At 72.1% G+C, this 13,298-nt stretch carries 12 protein-coding genes; 6 read left to right on the top strand and 6 right to left on the bottom strand.

All coding sequences use genetic code 11. From position 1 onward, the window contains the following. The first annotated feature begins 73 nt into the window (after positions 1–73). The 4 genes from ku to EZ242_RS21910 all read left to right on the top strand — a co-directional run bounded on the left by ku (position 74) and on the right by EZ242_RS21910 (position 3,530). Entirely contained in the window at positions 74–1,063 is a 990-nt protein-coding gene (gene ku / locus EZ242_RS03360; RefSeq protein ID WP_135283684.1) for a non-homologous end joining protein Ku, read from the top strand. 100 nt (positions 1,064–1,163) lie between these two features. Then, entirely contained in the window at positions 1,164–2,036 is an 873-nt protein-coding gene (locus EZ242_RS03355) for a DUF3014 domain-containing protein (RefSeq protein WP_135283683.1), read from the top strand. A gap of 96 nt (positions 2,037–2,132) precedes the next feature. Then, positions 2,133–3,245: an acyltransferase family protein gene (locus tag EZ242_RS03350; protein WP_135283682.1), complete on the top strand. Its 1,113-nt coding sequence runs from the start codon at positions 2,133–2,135 to the stop codon at positions 3,243–3,245. Positions 3,246–3,380: 135 nt separating this feature from the next. Continuing rightward, positions 3,381–3,530 carry a hypothetical protein gene (locus EZ242_RS21910; protein ID WP_167784626.1) on the top strand — a complete coding sequence of 50 codons (150 nt, stop codon included), beginning with the start codon at positions 3,381–3,383 and terminating at the stop codon, positions 3,528–3,530. A 1-nt stretch (position 3,531) separates the two neighbouring features. On the opposite strand, the gene EZ242_RS03345 is transcribed toward EZ242_RS21910, so the two are convergent. The 5 genes from EZ242_RS03345 to EZ242_RS03325 all read right to left on the bottom strand — a co-directional run bounded on the left by EZ242_RS03345 (position 3,532) and on the right by EZ242_RS03325 (position 8,315). Further along, positions 3,532–4,140, bottom strand: a complete 609-nt coding sequence (locus tag EZ242_RS03345; protein ID WP_135283681.1) for a DUF2894 domain-containing protein — start codon at positions 4,138–4,140, stop codon at positions 3,532–3,534. A gap of 4 nt (positions 4,141–4,144) precedes the next feature. Then, a complete protein-coding gene (locus tag EZ242_RS03340) occupies positions 4,145–4,798 on the bottom strand; it encodes an OmpA family protein (protein WP_135283680.1) in 654 nt (217 codons plus the stop codon). Further along, positions 4,798–6,966 carry a DUF802 domain-containing protein gene (locus EZ242_RS03335; RefSeq protein ID WP_135283679.1) on the bottom strand — a complete coding sequence of 723 codons (2,169 nt, stop codon included), beginning with the start codon at positions 6,964–6,966 and terminating at the stop codon, positions 4,798–4,800. The genes EZ242_RS03340 and EZ242_RS03335 overlap by 1 nt, the downstream gene beginning before the upstream one ends. Further along, positions 6,963–7,658 carry a DUF3348 family protein gene (locus EZ242_RS03330; protein ID WP_167784625.1) on the bottom strand — a complete coding sequence of 232 codons (696 nt, stop codon included), beginning with the start codon at positions 7,656–7,658 and terminating at the stop codon, positions 6,963–6,965. Before EZ242_RS03330 ends, EZ242_RS03335 begins: the two co-directional genes overlap by 4 nt. A 192-nt stretch (positions 7,659–7,850) precedes the next feature. Further along, positions 7,851–8,315 carry a hypothetical protein gene (locus EZ242_RS03325; protein ID WP_135283677.1) on the bottom strand — a complete coding sequence of 155 codons (465 nt, stop codon included), beginning with the start codon at positions 8,313–8,315 and terminating at the stop codon, positions 7,851–7,853. A 174-nt stretch (positions 8,316–8,489) separates the two neighbouring features. Here EZ242_RS03325 and EZ242_RS03320 point away from each other — a divergent pair, with 174 nt between their 5' ends. Next, the gene (locus EZ242_RS03320; RefSeq protein WP_135283676.1) at positions 8,490–10,553 is read left to right on the top strand and encodes an amylo-alpha-1,6-glucosidase; all 2,064 of its coding nucleotides are present in this window, start codon (positions 8,490–8,492) and stop codon (positions 10,551–10,553) included. Here EZ242_RS03320 and EZ242_RS03315 read toward each other — a convergent pair. Next, positions 10,504–11,478, bottom strand: a complete 975-nt coding sequence (locus tag EZ242_RS03315; RefSeq protein ID WP_135283675.1) for a Bug family tripartite tricarboxylate transporter substrate binding protein — start codon at positions 11,476–11,478, stop codon at positions 10,504–10,506. The two genes, EZ242_RS03320 and EZ242_RS03315, sit on opposite strands and share 50 nt — an antisense overlap. 135 nt (positions 11,479–11,613) lie before the next feature. On the opposite strand from EZ242_RS03315, the gene EZ242_RS03310 reads away from it, so the two are divergent. Continuing rightward, positions 11,614–13,269: an alpha-amylase family protein gene (locus EZ242_RS03310; RefSeq protein WP_135283674.1), complete on the top strand. Its 1,656-nt coding sequence runs from the start codon at positions 11,614–11,616 to the stop codon at positions 13,267–13,269. Positions 13,270–13,298 lie beyond the last annotated feature (29 nt).

Below are 13,298 nucleotides of genomic sequence, written 5' to 3'. Positions count from 1 at the left end.
GGCGGCGCCGGCCCACAAACGGCCCGCCTTCCCGCCTACAGCGCCGCCCGCCGCCGGCGCCCTAAGCTGCGCCATGGCCAGCGTCAACCCCCGCGCGCTATGGAAAGGTGCGATCAGCTTCGGGCTGGTGCACGTGCCCGTGGCGCTGTATTCCGCGATCCAGGACACGCGGCCGAAGATGCGCATGCTCGACCAGGCCACCGGCGCGCCGGTGGGCTATCGCAAGGTGGCCAAGGACACCGGCGAGACGGTGGAGAAGTCCGAGGTGGTCAAGGGCATGGAAGTGGAGTCGGGCCAGTTCGTTACCCTCAGCAAGGAGGAGATCCAGCAGGCCCTGCCCCGCTCGACGCAGACGATCGAGATCGAGTCCTTCGTCAAGGTGGAGGAGGTTCCGCCGGTCTTCTACAACAAGCCCTACTACACCGGCCCGCAGCAGCGCGGCGCGAAGGTGTACGCGCTGCTGCGCGACGTGCTGCGCCGCACGGGCCGGGCAGCCCTGGGGCGCGTGGTGATCGCCAACCGGCAGCATTTGGCGCTGCTGGTGCCCCTGGGCGACGCCATGGTGCTGAACCTGCTGCGCTGGTCCGAGGAGATCCGGGACCCGGCTTCGCTGAACCTGCCCGGGCAGGCCGCGAGCGAAGGCCTGAGCGAGCGCGAGCTCAAGATGGGCGAGCAGCTCGTGCTGGAACTCGCGGACGAGTGGCACCCCGAACGCTTCCGCGACGAGTTCCGCGAGAAGCTGGAAGCGCTGGTGGAGGCCAAGCGCCAGGCCGGCGACGTCCGGCAGGCGCCGGGCGTGCAGGAGGAAGCCCCGGCTTCCAGCGCCGAAGTGATCGACCTGACCGAATTGCTGCGGCAGAGCCTGCGCAAGTCCCCGGCACCGGCACCGGCACCGGCGCCCTCGCGCAAGCCCGCCCCGGCCGCGCGCAAGTCGTCCAGCCGCTCGGCGACGACCCGCAAGGCCGCCAATGACGAGGCTGCCGAGCAGCGCGCCGCCGCCGCGGCCAAACCGGCATCCAAGGCCCGCAGCAGCGTCAAGCCGCGCAGCAAGCGCGCGGGTTGAGCCACGTCCAGCGCGGCTGGGCTGAACCAAAGCAGCCGATCCAAGGTCAGCCACTGGCGGGAGCAGAATTCATGCGGGCCCGCCGCCAAGGAGCACCGCCATGCCGATCAACGACGAATACCAGTTCAGGCCCGACGGCCATCGACTGCGGCGCGAGCGCCGCGGCTGGGGAATGCCCCTGCTCGCGGCCGTGCTGCTGCTGGCGCTGGCGATCGGCGGCTGGCTCTGGTGGACGGGCTACTGGACGGCGCGCGAGCCGCGGCCGGCCGGACCGGCCGTCTCCGCCGTGCTGCCGCCGGTCGAGCCCGCGGTGCGCTATCCGCTCGAAGAGCTGCCGCCCACCACCGACGTCGGCGCCGCCCTGCGCGAGCTCCTCGGCGGCGAGGCCGTGTCGCGCTTCCTCCAGACCAGCGACTTCCCCCGCCGCGTGGTCGCCACCGTGGACAACCTCGGCCGCGAACAGGCCACCACGCGCCTGTGGCCCGTGAACACCACGCCGGGCCGCTTCAGCGCCCAGCGCAATGGCGAAGTGGCGGTGCTCAGCGATGCCAACGCGGCCCGCTACCGCCCCTTCGTGCAGCTGGTGGAGCGGATCAGCCCGCAGCAGGCGGTGGACCTGTACCGCAGCCTCTATCCGCAACTGCAGCAGGCCTACGCCAACCTGGGCATGGGCAGCCGCTACTTCAACGACCGGCTGGTGGAGGTGATCGACCTGCTGCTGGCCACCCCCATCCCCGCCCAGCCGCCGCGCCTGCAGCAGTTCGCGATCAAGGGCCCCATGGGCGACCCGCGGCCCTGGGTGCGCTGGGAGTTCGTGGACCCCTCGCTGCAGTCGCTGTCCGCCGGCCAGAAGATGCTGCTGCGCATGGGGCCGGACAACCAGCGGCGACTCCAGGCCGTGCTGGCGCGCTGGCGCGCCGAGCTGGTGAGCGGCCCGCGGCCCGCGCAGGCTTCGCCGCAAGCGACGCGCTGAGGCCGCAAGCCCTCCAGCGGGCCTCCGCCCGGCCCCGGGTACGCCACGGTTGCCTTATGTCACCGTGAGGCCCGCGCGGCAGCTCAAGCGTGAACAATGCGGCCACCGCCGCTCGCCGGCATTCCATCGGGAGTCCTGCTTTTGCTCCAGTCCGTTCAGGCTGGCCGTGCCCTTGCCGCAACCAGTGTCGCCGCCTTCCACCTGTCGCTGATGATGGGGGACCCCCGCTACGGCGGCTCCACGGTCTTCGAGCGCTACACGCGAGAGGGCAACCTCGGCGTCGATTTCTTCTTCGTGCTGTCCGGCTTCATCATCATGTTCGCGCATGCGCGCGACATCGGACGCCCGCAGGCCGTGGGCCACTATCTCCGGCGCCGCTGGGCGCGCCTGTTTCCCATCTACTGGCTCTACACCCTGGGCATCACCGCGCTGGTGCTGCTGGGGCTGGGCAGCGCCACGCCCATCCCGGACACGGCCGCGGACTGGCTGAGTGCGATCACGCTGATCCGCTTCACGCCGGTGGAGGCGCCGATCCGCGTGGCCTGGACGCTCTTCCACGAGGTCGCGTTCTACCTGGCCTTCGCCTTGCTGATCCTGAACAAGCGGCTGGGCATCGCCTTCTTCACCGCGTGGGGGCTGGTCTGCCTCTGGGTGTTCAAGTTCGCCGGCGAAGGCATCAACACGCCGGGCTTCGTCTACACCTCGCTGCCGAACTTCTATTTCCTCCTCGGCATGGGGGCGTACCTGCTGATGCGTCGCGGCGGCTCGGGCTGGTGGGAGCTCGGCGTGGGCGCGGCCATCGTGGCCGTGGTGGCCGGTTACTGGCCGCCGGTCGGCGAGCGCTGGGCCGAGTTCCCGGTGGTGATCGGCTTCGCCTTCCTGCTGGCCGGCATCACCAAGTTCGAGCGGAATGCGCCCATCGAGCTGCCGCGCAGCGTGCTTGCGGTGGGTGACGCGTCCTATTCGCTGTATCTGCTGCACCTGCCTCTGTCGGGGCTGCTGCTGAAGCTCGTCGATGCCTCGGGCGTGCAGGACGCGATCGGCGAGCGGGCCACGTACCTGCTGGTGCTGGGCGGGGCCATCGGGGTCTCGGTGCTGGCATACCGGCTGGTGGAGGCGCCGCTGCTCAGACGCCTGCGGGTGCAGCCGGCCGTCGCGCACCCGCGCGAGCGGCGCAGCGCCCCCGGGCCGGAGGAGGCAGCGCCTTGATGGGCTCGGGTGGGCGTGCCGCCATCGGCGGCGCGCCCACGATGCACCCGAGCCGCCGGCCTACATACCTTAGCTTTCGAGCGATGCCTTCGTGCGCAGCTGCCGCATGCTGCTGCATCGCATGGGAGGAGACCGGTGTCCAAGCTGTTTGCGGCCGTGATCGCGGCCATCCTGGTCGGGCTGCTGTCGTTCTGGGTCCAGGAAGCCGCTGGCCTGTTGCTGGTGGGGGCGGCCGCCGCGCTGCTGGTGTCGGCGGTGCTGCTGGTCCTGTCTGCTCGGCGCTGATTCAGCCCCGCTTGCGCCGGGCCGGCCGACCCGGCGCCTGGGGCGGCGCGGCGTCCTGCAGCCACAGCAGCGTGTCCGCATGGGCCAGGAAGTGCTGCAGGTAGTCGGGCGAGAGCGCCTGCATCCATTCCAGCGTGCGCAGCACCAGCGCATGCGAATTCAAGGGCCCGGCGGCCTCGGGCGCATGGCGCGCCGCCTCCACGATGCGTTCCTGCGCCGCAAGCCGCGACCAGGCGTGGCGGAAACGCCTGGCACTCCGGATCTCCGGCAGGCCGGCCAGCTCGGCGCCGCTGGGCGAGTCACTGCCTTCGTCGCTCCCGACGTCACGCAGCCGCGCATTCAGGGCCGACAGCGCGGCCAGGCCGGCGCTTGCGCCCGCAGCCGGCTGCGGCTTGCCGGGCACGGCGGCCGCTTGCGTGCGTTTCTCCAGCGCCGCAATGCCGGCTGCCACGCGCTGCAGCAGCAACTGCTGCACCGGCGCGGGCTGCGCGGGAATGCGCCGCGCAAGGGCCTCGAGCGCGTGCAGGCCCAGCGGGTCGATACGTTGAGCGGCACCGCGCTGCAGCCGCTGCAGCGCCTCGCGCAGCGGCTGGGCCTCGGGAGCGTCCATCGCTTCAGCGGCGGACACCGGAGGCCTCGGCCTGGCGTGGCACGGGCGCCATCTCCACGCGCCGGTTCAGCGCCCGCCCCGCCTCGCTGTCGTTGCCGGCGACCGGCTGCTCGGCACCGAAGGCGGCGGCGAACACGCGCGAGGCCGGCATGCCCTGCTCGATCAGCGCGCGCGTCACGGTGAGCGCGCGCTGCGCCGACAGCTCCAGGTTGTCCTCGAAGCGCCGGTTGCCCTCCTGGATGCGGCGGTCGTCGGTGAAGCCGCTGACCATGAGCAGCTCGTCGCGCTCACCCAGGTACACGCGCAGCGGCGGCACCAGCGCCTGCAGCAGCTGGCGACCCTCGGGCCGCAGCTGGTCGGAATTGAGCGCGAACAGCACGCTGCCGCTGATGCCGATGCGCCCCTGCTCCAATGTGATGCGGCCGCTGCGCAGCGGGATGGCCAGCGCCTTCTCCAGCGCCATGCGGCGCTGCTCCTCCTGCTGGCGCCGTTCCACCTCGGCCTGCAGCTGGGTCGCCAGCTCCGTCTGCACCAGCAGCACGCCCACCAGCACCAGCACGAAGGCACCGACCAGCCCGGCCATGAGGTCGCCGAAGACGGCCCAGGCCGACGCGGTCTGCTCGGGCGCGTCGAGGTCCTCGTCCGCGGAGGCCAGCATCAGGCGCCTTCCTCGACCGCCAGCGCGGGCGTGGTGCGCAGGCGCCGCAGGTCCTCGACGATGCCCTGCTGCGACGCGATGCTCAGGTCGATGACCTCGCGCGCCTGGGCCACGTAGTAGGCCAGCTGCTCGTCGCTGCGCGCCAGGGACTGCTGCAGTCCGGCGTCGATGCGGCGCAGGCTGTCCACCAGCTTCTCGTTGGCGGCCCCGAAGTGGGACACGCCCTGCTGGAAGGCTTCGCCCAGGCTCGCGAGTTCGACCGCGCTGGCCGCCACGTGCACGGCGGTGTCGCGGGCGCGCTCACCCTGCTGGTCCAGCGCCTGCGCGAAGCGCTCCTGCGCCTGGTCCATGGCCGCGGCGGCCGATTGCAGCAGCGCCTCGGTGGCCTCGCGCTGCTCGCCGGCAGCCCGGGTCAGCGAGGCGAGCAGTGCGCCGATGTCGCCCAGCAGCGCCTTGCGCTCGTCCAGCGCCAGGTTGTCGCGTTCGGTGATGCGCTGCATCTCCCCGCGCAGGCGGGCGATCAGCTCGCTGGCCGCCTGGGGCACCTCGGCGGCCGTCTGCATCAGGCGCGCCATGGGCGCCTCCAGCGCCGTGCCCAGCTGGGCGAGCTGCCCCGCCACGGCGGCCTGCAGTTCGCCCAGGCGGGCAACCGCGGCTTCGCCGCGCGCCGCCTCTTCCTGGCGCAGCGCCGACAGCTCGCTGCGCCACAGGGCGGCGAGCTGGTCCATGCGCTCGGCCTGCTCGGCACTCCAGCGCGATTCAGAATCGGCGCGCGCTCGCGCCAGTGCATCGGCCTGGTCCAGCAGCCGCGAGAGCTCGGCCAGCGTGCGGCTCGCGTGTTCGGTGGTCTGGCCGCTGACCTGCGCCGCGCTGCGCTCGAGCGTGTCGCAGACCGCGCGCTGCTGGGCCAGGGTCTCGTCGCCCAGCCGCTGCCAGTCCGTGCGCAGCACCTCGGCCATGCCGGCGAGGGCCTCGCGCCAGCCGTCCAGGCGTTCGCGATCGCTCGCCGCCAGGGTCGCCTGCCGGGCGGCGGCGCTCTCTTCCAGCGTTTGAAGCAGAGCCTCGCCCTGCGCCGCGTGCCGCTGCGCGAAGCCATCCAGCGACGCGTCCAGCCGCGCCGCCAGTGCATCGCCGGCGCGTGCCTGCCGCTCCAGGGCGGCCTGCCAGCCTTCGGTGACGCCGCGCGCGGTGGCGCCGAACTGCGCCGACAGCGCCTCCACCTGCCGCGTGGCCGCCTCCACCTGCTGCGCGTGCAGGCGCCGCGATTCCTGCGCCATGCCGGCCAGCGCGCTCTCCAGCACGGGGCGCAGGCTCTCGCCCGACTCCCGTGCGCCCGCGACCAGGCTCTCGCGCAGCGACGCGGCGACATCCGCCGCCAGCGCCGTGTAGGCGCCCTTGACCTCCTGGTGGAAGGACTGCTGGCGCTCCGCCAGCGCCTCACCCAGCGCGTGGTGGCGCCGGTCCACGCCCTCGATGAGCGCCTGCACGCGATCGACCAGTTGCGGCAGCGCATGCGCCTGCACCTGCAGGGCGCGCGCGCTCTCCTCCCGCTGGCGCAGCCGCGAGAAGGGCCGCAGGACCGTGGCGATGCAGGCATCGAGCCGGCGCACCGCCTCCAGGCGCTCGCGCCGGCACAGGGCCGACATGAGGCCCAGCATGGCCGACGCCGCCACGCCGGCGACGGAGGTGCCGAAGGACAGGCCGAGTCCCTTGATGGGCGCGGCGAGGGCCGAGCGGATCGCCAGCAGGTCGGTGGAGCGCTCCAGCGCGAACACCGCGCCCTGGAAAGTCAGGACCATGCCCAGGAAGGTGCCGAGCATGCCCAGCATCACCAGCAGCCCCACCAGATAAGGCGTGAGCGCCGGGCCCGGCAGGGGCACCCGCTCGCCTTCGATGCGCGCCTGCACCGGCTGGCGCAGCGGCTGGGGCAGCCGCTCGACCCAGGGCGCCAGCTCCGTGGGCGGCTGCGACAGGCCGGCCAGCGCGGTGTCCAGCGCCGCAGTCGCGGCGCGAAAGCGCCGAAGCTCCAGCGCGCCGAGCAGGTAGGTGGCCGCGATGGCCAGCGTCATCCCCAGCGCCAGCACGCTCGTGCCGACGAAGCCTGCGCCCACCCAGCCCACGACCGCCAGCCCGAGGGCGAACGCGGCAGCAAAAACGATCCGACTCATTCGACTTCCTTGTGGTGTTGCGCCAGCGCGCCCAGCAGCCCTCGCACCGGCTGCAGCCGCAGGTCGAGCTCGGCCAGCAGCAGCTGGCGCATCTCGCGGCCGATGGCGGCCAGGCCGTCCGGAGACCCCGCAGCGCCTTCGGCGCGCAGCGTCGCGAAGCGGGCCTGCAGCCAGGCCGGCACGCCCGCGAGCAGCTTCTGCTCGCGGGCGTGCAGCATCTGCTCCAGCGCAGCGTCCAGGGTCGCCAGCTGCCGCAGCCGGGGCGAGGCGGCGCCGGCCAGAGCGCTGCGGAGCTGGACGCGCAGCGGCGCGATTTTCGCCTCCATCAGCCGCTGCTGATGAAGATAGAGGCGGCGCAGCGGCGCGAAGGCCGCGTCGGCGCCGAGGACCGGGAGTGCCGGCGAGGGGGTGGGCGGCTCGATGGCGGCGATGCCGGCCTCCAGGCTGGCGCGCAGGCGGCGCAGGCTGTCCTCGAATCCGCGCAGCGGCGGGGCGGCTTGCGGCCCGGCTTCGGGCGCGCCGTCCAGCGCCCGCAGCGACTGGTGGACGGAATGCAGCGTGACCGCATCGAAGGCATCGACCCAGGGCGCGAGCCGCTGCGCGATGTCATGCCGGCTTGCCGGGCCCGCGTCGACGCGGGCGGTGCGGGCAAGCAGGCCAACCAAAGCCGACGGACTGGAGTGAGTGAGCAAGCAGCTTCCTAGGAACCAAGCTGCTGAAAATCGAGGCAGCCCAGCAGGAAGTCTAGTGCGGCCGGGCCTGCCGCCCGGCTGTGCGCCATTTACCCACAGGCTTGTTCACCGGCTCTGTGAGAAACGTCCTACCCGCGTCGGACGGGACCTCGGCGTCTGAGCACCACCAAAGTACTCGCCGATTGCGGCGCTTCAGCGGTAGTACGGGTTGTGCGGGGCGCGGTCGAAGCGGTTGGGCACGCCGTCGCCGTCCCGGTCACCGCGGCGGCCGTTGTGGCCATGGTGACCGTGGCGACCGCTCCAGTGGCGGTCGTAGCGATTCGGCACGCCGTCCCGGTCCGCATCGCCCCAGGGGCCGCCCCGATGGCCGCCGCGGAAGTGCTGCCCCCAGCCGGGCTGGCCATACACGGGCGCGGGCTGCACGTACACCGGGTGCGGCTGGACATAGACCGGACGCGGTTGCACATACACCGGCGCGGGCTGCACGTAGACCGGCGGCGGCCCATACACCGGGGCCGGCTGGACGTATCCGAAGGGCACGTTGATGCCCACCGAGAAGCTCACGTCGGGCCCCGCGTGCGCCGTGGACGCAGCGCCGAGCCCGCCCAGGACGAGCGCGGCGGCCAGGAAGGACGGGACGTGGGACGGGCGTTTCATGGAGGCTCCTTGGATGACGGTGGCTGCATGGTGCGCGCGCGTGAATGAACCGAAGCTGAACGGAATCGTCAGGAACGCAACACCCCACAGGCGCGCGGCCCGGTGGAAGAATGGCCCGTCACCCCGGCCGCTTCCCCCGCGCCGGGTTCGCGACCACCCTGCCCTCCCCTGCCCATGCCATCCCCTCCCCGCCGCGACACCCCCCCGACACCTGAGCGTACCGCCCGCGAGTGGCTGGTGACCAATGGGATCGGCGGCTACGCCAGCGGCAGCGTCGAGGGCGCGTGCCTGCGCCGCTATCACGGCGTGCTGGTGGCGGCCCTGGGCGGTGCGCTGGGTCGCACAGTCATGCTGAGCCAGCTGGTCGACCACCTGCGCCTGCCGGACGGGCGGGAACTGCGCCTGGCCAGCGAGGAACGCGCGGATGGGCAGGCGCACGGGCCCGACGTCCAGGCCGAATTCGGGCTGGAGCGGGGCCTGCCGGTGTGGCGGTTCACCGCCGGCGACGTGGTGCTGGAAAAACGCGTGCTCATGCCGCACGGGCAGAACACCGTGCACATCAGCTACCGCCTGCAAGGCGGCGCCGCCCAGCTGGTGCTGCGCCCACGCCTGCAGATGCGGGCGCACGAGGCGCCGGTCACCGAGGCCGCGGCGGCGCCCTATGAGGTGCTGCGCCAAGGGGCTGGTCATGAAATCCGGTCGCAGGGACGCGGCGACCTGCCGCCCTTGCGCCTGCTGCTGCACGGGACCGGCGGGTTCCAGGCGGACGGCGGGCCGCCGCGCGACTTCTTCTTTCGCATCGAATCCGAACGCGGCTACGCGGACCGGGGCCCGCTCTGGAGCCCGGGCACCTTCCTGGTGGCGCTTTCGGACCTGGCCGACTGCACGCTGGTGGCCTCCACGGAACCTTGGGAGACGATGCTCGCCCTGCAGCCGGCCGAAGCCCGAGCCGCCGAGCAGGCGCGGCGCGACCGGCTGGTGGCGCAGGCGCACCCGGCCGCGCGCAGCGCGATGGCGGCCGAACTGGTGCTGGCCGCCGATCCCTTCATCATCGCCCCCGTGGCGCGGCGACACGATGCGGCGCTGGCCCAGGCCGAAGGCGACGCCGCCCGCACCGTGATCGCCGGCTACCACTGGTTCACCGACTGGGGCCGCGACACCATGATCAGCCTGGAAGGCCTCACGCTCCTGACCGGCCGCCACGAGGAGGCCGGCAGCATCCTGCGCACCTTCCTGCACTACGTGCGCGATGGGCTCATCCCCAACATGTTCCCGGAGGGTGAGCACGAGGGGCTCTACCACACGGCCGACGCGACCCTCTGGTTCTTCCACGCGGTGGACCGCTACCTGGCGCACACCGGCGACACTGCGCTGCTGCGCAAGGCGCTGCCGGTGTTCCGCTCGATCGTCGAGCACCACCTGCGCGGCACGCGCTTCGGCATCGGCGTGGACCCGGCCGACGGCCTGCTGCGCCAGGGCGCCGAGGGGTACCAGCTCACCTGGATGGACGCCAAGGTGGACGGCTGGGTGGTGACGCCGCGCCGCGGCAAGGCGGTGGAGCTGAACGCCCTCTTCTACAACGCCCTGTGCCTCATGCGCGGCTGGCTGGACGCGGCGGGCGACGCGCCCGGCGCGGCCGGGATGCAAGCCCATGCGCAGCGCCTGGCCGAGAGCTTCAATCGGCGGTTCTGGAACGCGCAGGCGGGCTGCCTCTTCGACGTGGTCGATGGCGAGGGCGGGGACGACCCCGGGATCCGGCCCAACATGCTGCTGGCAATCTCCCTGCCGCATCCGGTGCTGGACGCGAGCCGATGGGCCGGCGTGCTGGAGGTGGCCCGGCGCGAGCTGCTCACGCCCGTGGGGCTGCGCTCGCTCGCGCCCTCGCACCCCGACTACCAGCCCCGCTACGACGGCGACCTGCGCGCGCGCGATGCGGCCTATCACCAGGGCACGGTCTGGGGCTGGCTGGCGGGGCCCTTCGCCGATGCCTGGCTCAAGCAGCCGGGGAGCGACGCGGCCGTGCTGGACGGCCTGCGCGAGGGCTTCGCCCGACACCTGCGGGAGGCCGGCGTGGGATCGATCAGCGAGATCTTCGATGCCGAGGCGCCGCACGTGCCGCGCGGCTGCATCGCGCAGGCCTGGAGCGTGGCCGAGGCGCTGCGCCTGCTGGTCCGCCTGGACGCCGCCGCTACTCCACCTTCGCCTTCGAGTAGCGGATCGGCGCCTCGCGGCTCCTGAGTTCCTTCGCGATGTGGCTGCGCAGCTCCTGCGGGCTGCCGGCCACCAGCTCGTAGCCCTTGGCCTCGACCTCGCGGGCCTTGAAGGCCGGCTCCTGCAGGATCGCGGCGACGTCCTGCTGGATGCGCCCAGCCAGCTGCGGCTCCATGCTGGCGGGACCGAACAGCCCGACCCAGACGTTCGCATCGACCTCGGGAAAGCCGAGTTCGGCCACCGTGGGCACGTCGGGGAAATCGCGGCTGCGCGTGCTGCCGCCGTAGGCCAGCGCCTTGATCCGCCGGGATTGCAGGTGCGGGCGGGCCGAGGGGATGCCGGCCCAGGTCAGGGGCACCTCGCCGCTGATGACGGCTGCCACCGCCTGCGGGATGCCCCGGTACGGGATGTGCACGATGTAGATGCCCGCCTTCTGCTTGAGCGTCTCGGTGGCCAGTTGCGGCTGGCTGCCCGGCCCATACGAGGCATAGGAGAGCTGGCCCGGCTTGCTGCGCGCGAGCGCCACCAGTTCCGGCAAGGAGCCGGCGGGCAGCTCGGCGTTCGCGACCAGCAACTGGCTGAACGAGACCATGCGCGTGATGGGCTGGAAGTCGCGGTCCGGGTCGTAGGGCAGCTTCGCGTACAGATGCGGGTTGATGGTGAAGGTGGCATCCGTCGTGAACAGCAGCGTGTGCCCGTCGGTGGCGCGCGCCACCAGCTCGGTCCCCACCAGCGTGTTCGCGCCGGGGCGGTTGTCCACGGTCACCGGCTGCCCCCAGCGCTCCTGCAGCCGGGCCGCCAGCGCGCGGGCCAGCACATCCACCCCGCCTCCGGCCGGATAGGGCACCACCAGTCGCACCGCACGGGTGGGCCAGGCCGGCGCAGCCTGGGCGAAGACCTGGGGGGCCAGCAGCGCGGCCAGCGCGCCTGCGGTCACGACCCGACGTTTCATGAGGACTCCTCTTGTGGGACAGCCGGCATTCTAGGAAGAGCGCCCGGAACATGCTGTGACAGCCAGGCCCTGCACGCACGAGGTCGGCCGATACTGGCGCGGGCGCGCCCGGGCGCGCCGAACCGGACGCACAGGATGATCAAGGACCTCTGGTACAAGAACGCCATCATCTACAGCCTCAACGTCGAGACCTTCCTCGACTCGAACGGCGACGGCACCGGCGACTTCGAAGGCCTGTCGCGTTCGCTCGACTACCTGCAGGGCCTGGGCGTCACCTGCGTCTGGCTCGCCCCCTTCCAGAAGTCGCCCCGCCGCGACGACGGCTACGACATCAGCGACTACTACCAGGTGGACCCGATCTTCGGCACCCTGGGGGACTTCGTCGATTTCACGCACGAGGCGCAGCAGCGCGGCATCCGCGTGATGATGGACATGGTCGTCAACCACACGAGCGACCAGCACCCGTGGTTCCAGGAAGCGCGCCGCGACCCGGCCTCCAAGTACCGCGACTACTACGTCTGGTCGGACACCAAGCCGCGCGACGCGGAGGACGGCATCATCTTCCCCGGGGTCCAGGAGACGACCTGGACCTATGACGAGCAGGCCGGCCAGTTCTACTTCCATCGCTTCCACGACTTCCAGCCCGACCTGAACACCCAGAACCCGCGGGTGCTGGCCGAGATCCGCAAGATCATGGGCTTCTACCTGGAGCTGGGTGTCTCGGGCTTTCGCATGGATGCCATGCCCTTCGTCATCGAGACCAAGGGCCCGCAGCCACGGCACACCCAGCGCTACGCCCTGCTGCGGGACTTCCGCGAGTTCCTGCAGTGGCGAAGCCGCGACGCCATCATCCTCGCGGAGGCCAACGTCGAGCCCAAGCACAACATGCGCTACTTCGGCGACGACGGCGACCGCCTGCAGATGATGTTCAACTTCTGGGTCAACCAGCATGCCTTCCTGTCGCTGGCCACCGGCGATGCGGGGCCGCTGGCCCAGGCGCTGGACCAGAGCCGGGACCGACCGCCCAACGCGCAGTGGGGCCAGTTCCTGCGCAACCACGACGAACTGGACCTCGGCCGCCTGCGAGACAGCGAACGCCAGGCCGTGTTCGACGCCATGGCGCCCGACGAGTGCATGCAGCTGTACGGGCGCGGCATCCGCCGCCGCCTGGCGCCCATGCTGCAGGGCGACCCGCGGCGGCTGGAGCTGGCCTACAGCCTCATGTTCGCGCTGCCGGGCACGCCGGTCATCCGCTACGGCGACGAACTCGGCATGGGCGACAACCTGGACCTGCCGGGGCGCGAGTGCGCGCGCACGCCCATGCAGTGGTCGCCCGAAGCCAACGCCGGCTTCACCCGCGCCGCCAAGCCGGTGGTCCCCGTGCTGGACCACGGTCCCTACAGCTTCAGCAAGATCAACGTCGCCGACCAGCGGCGCGATCCCGGGTCGCTTCTGAACTGGACGGCCCGGATGATCCGCATGCGCAAGGAAGTGCCGGAGATCGGCTGGGGCGAGTTCCAGCGGGTCGAGACCGGCCATCCCGGCGTACTGGCCCTGCAGTACGAATGGCGCGGCAACATCGTGCTGGTGGTGCACAACCTCACCGGCACCGCCGCCGAGGTGCAGGTGCGCATCAAGGGCGAGCAGGGCCGCCACCTGATCAACCTGCTCACGCAGGACCACAGCCACGCCAACGGCCGCGGCCACCACCGCCTGATCATGGAGCCCTACGGCTACCACTGGTACCGCGCCGGCGGCCTGGGACATCTGCTGGACCGCACCCCGGCCTGAGCAGGTTCCGGCCTTCTCCTACAGGGCGC

The organism is Ramlibacter rhizophilus, assembly GCF_004681965.1.
In the GTDB taxonomy this organism is placed as follows: domain Bacteria; phylum Pseudomonadota; class Gammaproteobacteria; order Burkholderiales; family Burkholderiaceae_C; genus Ramlibacter; species Ramlibacter rhizophilus.
This window is presented reverse-complemented; position numbering and strand designations above follow the sequence as displayed.

What these genes read in the sequence shown, in the direction of transcription:
- ku (WP_135283684.1), top strand. Translation starts at nt 74, where the DNA reads ATGGCCAGCGTCAACCCCCGCGCGCTATGGAAAGGTGCGATCAGCTTC.
- EZ242_RS03355 (WP_135283683.1), top strand. Translation starts at nt 1,164, where the DNA reads ATGCCGATCAACGACGAATACCAGTTCAGGCCCGACGGCCATCGACTG.
- EZ242_RS03350 (WP_135283682.1), top strand. Translation starts at nt 2,133, where the DNA reads ATGCGGCCACCGCCGCTCGCCGGCATTCCATCGGGAGTCCTGCTTTTG.
- EZ242_RS03345 (WP_135283681.1), bottom strand. Translation starts at nt 4,140, where the DNA reads ATGGACGCTCCCGAGGCCCAGCCGCTGCGCGAGGCGCTGCAGCGGCTG.
- EZ242_RS03340 (WP_135283680.1), bottom strand. Translation starts at nt 4,798, where the DNA reads ATGCTGGCCTCCGCGGACGAGGACCTCGACGCGCCCGAGCAGACCGCG.
- EZ242_RS03335 (WP_135283679.1), bottom strand. Translation starts at nt 6,966, where the DNA reads ATGAGTCGGATCGTTTTTGCTGCCGCGTTCGCCCTCGGGCTGGCGGTC.
- EZ242_RS03325 (WP_135283677.1), bottom strand. Translation starts at nt 8,315, where the DNA reads ATGAAACGCCCGTCCCACGTCCCGTCCTTCCTGGCCGCCGCGCTCGTC.
- EZ242_RS03320 (WP_135283676.1), top strand. Translation starts at nt 8,490, where the DNA reads ATGCCATCCCCTCCCCGCCGCGACACCCCCCCGACACCTGAGCGTACC.
- EZ242_RS03315 (WP_135283675.1), bottom strand. Translation starts at nt 11,478, where the DNA reads ATGAAACGTCGGGTCGTGACCGCAGGCGCGCTGGCCGCGCTGCTGGCC.
- EZ242_RS03310 (WP_135283674.1), top strand. Translation starts at nt 11,614, where the DNA reads ATGATCAAGGACCTCTGGTACAAGAACGCCATCATCTACAGCCTCAAC.